The organism is Streptomyces sp. NPDC048389 (assembly GCF_040706335.1).
Lineage (GTDB): Bacteria > Actinomycetota > Actinomycetes > Streptomycetales > Streptomycetaceae > Streptomyces.
On record NZ_JBEZKP010000001.1, the window covers coordinates 312,011 to 318,954 of the forward strand.

At 70.5% G+C, this 6,944-nt stretch carries 5 protein-coding genes; 2 read left to right on the forward strand and 3 right to left on the reverse strand.

What is annotated here, in order from left to right; all coding sequences use genetic code 11:
• The first annotated feature begins 54 nt into the window (after positions 1 to 54).
• Both AB0903_RS01445 and aspS read left to right on the forward strand, forming a co-directional pair.
• Entirely contained in the window at positions 55 to 1,011 is a 957-nt protein-coding gene (locus AB0903_RS01445) for a pirin family protein (RefSeq protein ID WP_366697777.1), read from the forward strand.
• Positions 1,012 to 1,475: 464 nt separating this feature from the next.
• On the forward strand, positions 1,476 to 3,248 hold the full coding sequence (gene aspS, locus AB0903_RS01450) for an aspartate--tRNA ligase (protein WP_366697779.1): 1,773 nt from the start codon (positions 1,476 to 1,478) through the stop codon (positions 3,246 to 3,248).
• Positions 3,249 to 3,750: 502 nt separating this feature from the next.
• Here the strand turns inward: aspS and AB0903_RS01455 are convergent.
• The 3 genes from AB0903_RS01455 to AB0903_RS01465 form a co-directional block, all read right to left on the reverse strand.
• Positions 3,751 to 4,203: a BTAD domain-containing putative transcriptional regulator gene (locus AB0903_RS01455; RefSeq protein ID WP_366697781.1), complete on the reverse strand. Its 453-nt coding sequence runs from the start codon at positions 4,201 to 4,203 to the stop codon at positions 3,751 to 3,753.
• A 53-nt stretch (positions 4,204 to 4,256) separates the two neighbouring features.
• Complete coding sequence (metG, locus tag AB0903_RS01460) at positions 4,257 to 5,873, reverse strand: methionine--tRNA ligase (RefSeq protein ID WP_366697783.1); 1,617 nt, start codon at positions 5,871 to 5,873, stop codon at positions 4,257 to 4,259.
• Between the two features lie 134 nt (positions 5,874 to 6,007).
• On the reverse strand, positions 6,008 to 6,944 hold a 937-nt coding region (locus tag AB0903_RS01465; protein WP_366697785.1), incomplete at its 5' end, for a VWA domain-containing protein.

Here is a 6,944-nt window from a genome sequence, read left to right on the forward strand (position 1 = left end):
GGGTGGCAAGAAGTTCATTGTTCAACTAAAGTGGTCGAACAAGGAGGTCCCGCCATGCCCGCAGTGACTGTCGAGAACCCGATCACCCTGCCGCGCGTCGCCGCACCCGCGGAGTCCGTGCCGCGGCCCGTGCTGGCCGTGTCCACGGCGCCGAGCGGCTTCGAAGGAGAGGGTTTCCCGGTGCGGCGCGCGTTCGCCGGGATCAACTACCGGTACCTCGACCCGTTCATCATGATGGACCAGATGGGCGAGGTGGAGTACGCCGCCGGAGAGCCGAAGGGCACGCCCTGGCACCCGCACCGGGGCTTCGAGACGGTCACGTACCTGATCGACGGCACCTTCGTGCACCAGGACAGCAACGGTGGCGGCGGAACCATCCGGAACGGCGACACCCAGTGGATGACGGCAGGCAGCGGCCTCCTCCACATCGAGGCGCCGCCGGAGTCCCTCGTCACGTCCGGCGGGCTGTTCCACGGACTCCAGCTGTGGGTGAACCTTCCCGCGAGCGACAAGATGATGGACCCGCGCTACCAGGACATCCGCGGCGGCCAGGTGCGCCTGCTGACCTCCCCGGACGGCGGCGCGCTGCTGCGGGTGATCGCCGGTGACCTGGACGGCCACGAAGGTCCCGGCATCACGCACACGCCGATCACGATGATCCACGCCACCCTGGCGCCGGGCGCCGGGATCACCCTGCCCTGGCGCGAGGACTTCAACGGCCTGGCCTACGTCCTCGCCGGCCGCGGCGCGGTCGGGCAGGAGCTGCGGCCGGTGCGGACCGGGCAGACGGCCGTCTTCGGGGACGGCGGCTCGCTGACCGTCCGGGCGGACGACGCGCAGGACTCGAACACGCCCGACCTGGAGATCGTGCTGCTCGGCGGACGTCCGATCCGCGAGCCGATGGCACACTACGGGCCGTTCGTCATGAACACCCAGGCGGAGCTGAAGCAGGCGTTCGAGGACTTCCAGAAGGGCCTGCTGGGCACCGTCCCCGCGGTCCACGGCATGTAGAGCGTGCGCGGCACGGCACGACGGCCGGCGGCCCTTCCCCGGCGGCCGGCCCGTCAAGCGGCTTGACGGGCCGGCCGGCCGTGGGGGCCCGTCAAGCCGTGCGACGGGCCGGCCGTGCGAGGGCCGGTCCACTCGTGTGACGGGCCGGGCCTCACTCCGGCGGACCGGCGGGCGGGACGGGTGCCGCCGCCGCGGCCGGGTGGCGCCGGCCGTCTCGACCAGTCGGGCGGCCTCGGCGTCGAGGGAGACCGTCCCGGACCCTGTGTCCCACCGCCGTACGACCGGTCGCGATGGCGGCCGGGACGCCCTCCGTACGCATTGCCTCACTTTGTTCCGGTCGTGACGGGACGGGACGTCGCCCTGGCGCAGGGGTGTCGCGTCTATGTCAATGGGCCGGGCGGGGGCCGGGCGGTAACCTTGCAAAGGTTGTGCCCACCCGAACCGCTAAGACTGGATGAACGACGATGCATCGGTACAGGTCCCACACCTGCGGCGAGCTCCGCGCCTCTGACGTCGGAACCGACGTCCGGCTGAGCGGCTGGCTGCACAATCGGCGCGACCTGGGCGGCATCCTCTTCATCGATCTGCGCGACCACTACGGCATCACGCAGCTCGTCGCCCGGCCCGGCACCAAGGCCGCGGAGGTCCTCGACAAGCTGACGAAGGAGACCGTCGTCCGCGTGGACGGCAAGGTCGTCTCCCGCGGCGCGGAGAACGTCAACCCCGAGCTGCCCACCGGCGAGATCGAGGTCGAGGCCACCGAGATCGAGGTCCTGGGCGCCGCCAAGCAGATCCCGTTCACCATCAACGCCGACGACGGTGTGAACGAGGAGCGCCGCCTCGAGTACCGCTTCCTCGACCTGCGCCGCGAGCGCATGCACCGCAACATCATGCTGCGCACCGCCGTCATCTCCGCCATCCGGCACAAGATGACCGCGCTCGGCTTCAACGAGATGGCGACCCCGATCCTCGCCGCGACCTCCCCCGAGGGCGCCCGCGACTTCGTCGTGCCGTCCCGTCTGAACCCCGGCAAGTTCTACGCGCTGCCGCAGGCGCCGCAGCAGTTCAAGCAGCTGCTGATGATCTCCGGCTTCGACCGCTACTTCCAGATCGCCCCGTGCTTCCGCGACGAGGACGCCCGCGCCGACCGCTCACCCGGCGAGTTCTACCAGCTCGACGTCGAGATGAGCTTCGTCGAGCAGGAGGACGTCTTCCGGCCCATCGAGAAGCTGATGACCGAGATCTTCGAGGAGTTCGGCGGCGGCCGCCACGTCACCTCCCCGTTCCCGCGGATCCCGTTCCGCGAGGCGATGCTGAAGTACGGCTCCGACAAGCCGGACCTGCGCGCCAAGCTGGAGCTCGTCGACATCTCCGACGTCTTCGAGGCGTCCGAGTTCAAGGCGTTCGCCGGCAAGCACGTCCGCGCGCTCGCCGTGCCGGACACCGCCGGCCAGACCCGCAAGTTCTTCGACGGTCTCGGTGACTACGCCGTCGAGCAGGGCGCCAAGGGCCTCGCCTGGGTGCGCGTCGGCGACGACGGCGGCCTGACCGGTCCGATCGCCAAGTTCCTCACCGAGGAGAACGTCAAGGTCCTCACCGAGCGCCTGGCGCTCGCGCCCGGCCACGCGGTCTTCTTCGGCGCCGGAGACTTCGACGAGGTCTCGAAGATCATGGGCGCGGTCCGGGTGGAGGCCGCCAAGCGCGCCGGCCACTTCGAGGAGAACGTCTTCCGCTTCTGCTGGATCGTCGACTTCCCGATGTACGAGAAGGACGAGGAGACCGGCAGGATCGACTTCTCGCACAACCCCTTCTCGATGCCGCAGGGCGGCCTCGAAGCCCTGGAGACCCAGGACCCGCTGGACATCCTCGGCTGGCAGTACGACATCGTATGCAACGGCGTCGAGCTGTCCTCCGGTGCGATCCGGAACCACGAGCCCGAGATCATGTTCAAGGCGTTCGAGATCGCCGGCTACACCCGCGAGACCGTCGAGCACGAGTTCGCCGGCATGCTCCGCGCCTTCGAGTACGGCGCCCCGCCGCACGGCGGCATCGCCCCCGGTATCGACCGCATCGTGATGCTGCTGGCCGACGAGCCGAACATCCGCGAGACCATCGCCTTCCCGCTCAACGGAAACGCGCAGGACCTGCTGATGGGCGCGCCCACCGAGCTGGACGAGGCACGCCTGCGCGAGCTGAACATCCAGTTGCGCAAGCCGGTCGCCAAGTCCGGCGAGTAGCGCCCGCGAAGCGCCGCAGGACGACGGCCCGTACGACCCGCTGCCCGGGTGGTGCGGGCCGTCGTCGTGTCCGTGCGGCCGTGGTGATGCGGGCCGTCGTCGTGTCCGTACGACCCGCCCGGGTGGTGCCTGCCGTCGTCGGGACCATGCGGCCGTGGTGGCCGATGACCGGTGGACAACCGATCAATAAGGGAAGGAAGCCCTCGCCCTCTAGCGTCCGGCGTGCAAGGAGAACACCGGCGAAGGAGAACACCGGCGAAGGGGGACATCGCAAGGGGTACCGCACTGATCAGGACCGTGCTGACGTTTGTCGCGGGGGCGGCGCTGGTGGTCGGCGTGCCGGCCGTCGCGGCGGCCTGCTCGGCCCGGCCCCGCTGGCGGTCGGCGACGGCCAGCTTGCAGGACGTCAGCGCCGGCCCGTGGGCGTCGTCGGTGGACCGGAAGACGGCCTCCGCCTCCTCCAGCAGCCTTACGGCTTCGGGGAGTTCGCCCCGGTAGAGGGTCACGGCTCCCTCGGCGAGCATGGCCCCCTCGCCGCGCCGGTCGGCGGCGGCGCGGGCCGCCGCAAGGCCCTGCTCGCACACGTGCCGCCAGTCGTCGGTGTTGTTGCGGATCTCGGAGAAGCCCGCCATGGACGCGGCCAGGTCCCAGGCGAGGGGCGCGAGGCCGAGCCGCGCCGCCTGGTCGACGACGGAGACGAGACCGTGCCGTTCTGCCTCGAACCAGTCCAGGGGGCGGGCCAGCAGGTCCTCCATGAGGTCCTGGTCAGCGCGGGCCCGCGCCACAGCTCCAGGGCGTCCTTGTACGCTTCCGCGGCCTCGTCCGGCCGGCCCGCCGCGGCCCTCCGGGCCGCCAACGGCGGGGGAGACGGCGGGGCCGATGAGGGAGGGAGACGGCGGAGGGAGACGCGGCGGACGCAGACGGCTGAGGGAAACGGCAGAGGGCCCGGAACCATCGGCCCATCGGTTCCGGGCCCTCGCGTACGCCTGACCGGTCGTGTTGAGCGTCCTACGCCTTCTTCGGCTCCTCCAGCCGCGGGAACAGCACCGCGCCCTTCGTGACCGTCGCGCCCGCCGGGAGCCGGCCCCACTCGCCCGCTTCCTGGACCTTCTGGTCCGCGAGGGCGCCCAGCCCGGCCTCCGCGCCCAGGGACTCCCACAGCTTCTGGGACGTCTCCGGCATGACGGGGTTGAGCAGGACCGCGACCGCGCGCAGGGACTCCGCCGCCGTGTAGAGGATGGTCGCCAGCCGCGCCCGGCCCTCCGGGGAATCGTCCTTGGCGACCTTCCACGGCTCCTGCTCCGTGATGTAGCCGTTGACCTGCTTCACGAACTCGAAGATGCTCAGGATGCCGCCCTGGAAGTCCAGCTCCTCGCCGATCTTCCGGTCCGCCTCCGCGACCGCCTTCGCCAGGCCGTCCTGGACCGCCTTCTCCGCCTCACCGGCAGCCGTGGCCTCGGGCAGAGCGCCGTCGAAGTACTTGCCGACCATCGCCGCTACGCGCGAGGCGAGGTTCCCGTAGTCGTTGGCGAGCTCGGAGGTGTAGCGGGCGGTGAAGTCCTCCCAGGAGAACGAACCGTCCTGGCCGAACGCGATCGCGCGCAGGAAGTACCAGCGGTACGCGTCCACACCGAAGTGCGAGGTCAGGTCCTGCGGCTTGATGCCGGTCAGGTTCGACTTCGACATCTTCTCGCCGCCGACCATCAGCCACCCGTTGGCCGCGACCCTGCCGGGCACCGGCAGGCCCTGCGCCATCAGCATGGCCGGCCAGATGATGGCGTGGAAGCGAAGGATGTCCTTGCCGACCAGGTGCACGTTCGCCGGGAAGGTCTCGTCGAACTTGGCCTGGTTGGCGCCGTAGCCGACCGCCGTCGCGTAGTTCAGCAGGGCGTCGACCCACACGTAGATGACGTGCTTCTCGTCCCAGGGGACCGGGACGCCCCAGTCGAAGGTCGAACGCGAGATGGAGAGGTCCTGCAGACCCTGCTTGACGAAGTTCACGACCTCGTTGCGGGCGGACTCCGGCTGGATGAAGCCCGGGTTCGCCGCGTAGAAGTCGAGCAGCTTCGGGCCGTACTCGGAGAGCTTGAAGAAGTAGTTCTCCTCCTTGAGGATCTCCACCGGCTTCTTGTGGATCGGGCACAGCTTGGTGCCGTCCTCGGCCTCGATGAGGTCGCCGGGGAGCTTGTACTCCTCGCAGCCCACGCAGTACGGGCCCTCGTATCCGCCCTTGTAGATCTCACCCTTGTCGTACAGGTCCTGCACGAACTCCTGCACACGGTCCGTGTGCCGCTTCTCCGTGGTGCGGATGAAGTCGTCGTTGCCGATGTTCAGGTGCTCCCACAGAGGCTTCCACGCCTCTTCGACGAGCTTGTCGCACCACTCCTGGGGAGTGACGCCGTTCGCCTCCGCGGTGCGCATGATCTTCTGACCGTGCTCGTCCGTGCCGGTGAGGTACCACACCTTCTCGCCACGCTGACGGTGCCAGCGTGTGAGCACGTCGCCTGCGACGGTCGTGTAGGCGTGGCCCAGGTGAGGAGCGTCGTTGACGTAGTAAATGGGGGTCGACACGTAGTACGACTGCACGCCGTTCGCCCCCTGCTTCTCGGATCCAGTGGCCGCCATGGTCGAAATCCTATCGGGCCCACGAAGATCGACTCACATGCGTCGTCGGGGGCTTCCGGGGGTGCGCGGACGCACGACGGCGCCCGGGCGCGGAGGTACGCCCGGGCGCCGTCGGCTGCGCCCCCTGACCGGGCCTACGGGCGCCAGGCCCCGAGGACGCCCTCGAACAGCTCGGCGTGCGGAAGCTCCAGCGGCGCGGGGCCGGCGTGGAAGAACCCGGCGTTGTCCGCCTGGAGCTTGCGGAGGTAGTCGAACGCCTTGGCGTCGTGCTCGCCGAACGCCACGAACTGCCAGAACACCGGCTTGTCGGCCGCCGCCGCGAGGGCGGCGTTGGCGGCCGTCCTGGACTCGGGGGCGCCGTCGGTCTGGAAGATCACGAACGCCGGGGCGTCGGACTTCTTGTCCGCGTGCAGGGCGAGGACCTGCTCGATCGCGACGTGGTAGTTCGTCCGCCCCATACGGCCGAGCCCGGCGTGCAGCTCGTCGATACGGCCCTCGTGGGTGTCGAGGGTGAGCTGCCCGGTGCCGTCGATCTCGGTCGAGAAGAAGACGACGTCGACGGTGGCGTCCGCATCCAGATGCGCGGCGAGCGCCAGTGCCTGCTCGCCGAGCCGCTGGGCGCTGCCGTCCTTGAAGTACGGGCGCATGGACCCGGACCGGTCGAGCACCAGGTACACATGGGCGCGCGCCCCGGTCAGCCGCGCCTTCTCGAGCGCGGCGCCGGCGGCCTCGTACGCGCCCACGACGCGCGGCGCCCGCGCCACCCGGTCTGCGACCGGTGCGCTCTCAGCGGCCTCTGCGGCGGGTGCGCTCTCTGCGGCGGATGCGTCCTCGACGGCGGGTGCGTCGGCCTGAGGCGCGGGGTCCGCGTCGGCCTCGGGGGCGACCGCTGCGTCGGCCTGGCCGTCCGTGTCGGGGGCGTCGGGGGCGTCGGCCTGGGGGGCGGCCTCTGCGGAGGGGGTGTCCGTCTCGTGCTCGTCCTCGACGGCGGGTGCGTCGGCCTGAGGCGCGGGGTCCGCGTCGGCCTCGGGGGCGACCGCTGCGTCGGCCTGGCCGTCCGTGTCGGGGGCG

Bases quoted from the DNA above. Each gene is read 5' to 3' on its own strand.
- AB0903_RS01455 (WP_366697781.1), bottom strand. From the start codon at position 4,203: ATGGTTCCGGGCCCTCTGCCGTTTCCCTCAGCCGTCTGCGTCCGCCGC.
- AB0903_RS01445 (WP_366697777.1), top strand. From the start codon at position 55: ATGCCCGCAGTGACTGTCGAGAACCCGATCACCCTGCCGCGCGTCGCC.
- aspS (WP_366697779.1), top strand. From the start codon at position 1,476: ATGCATCGGTACAGGTCCCACACCTGCGGCGAGCTCCGCGCCTCTGAC.
- metG (WP_366697783.1), bottom strand. From the start codon at position 5,873: ATGGCGGCCACTGGATCCGAGAAGCAGGGGGCGAACGGCGTGCAGTCG.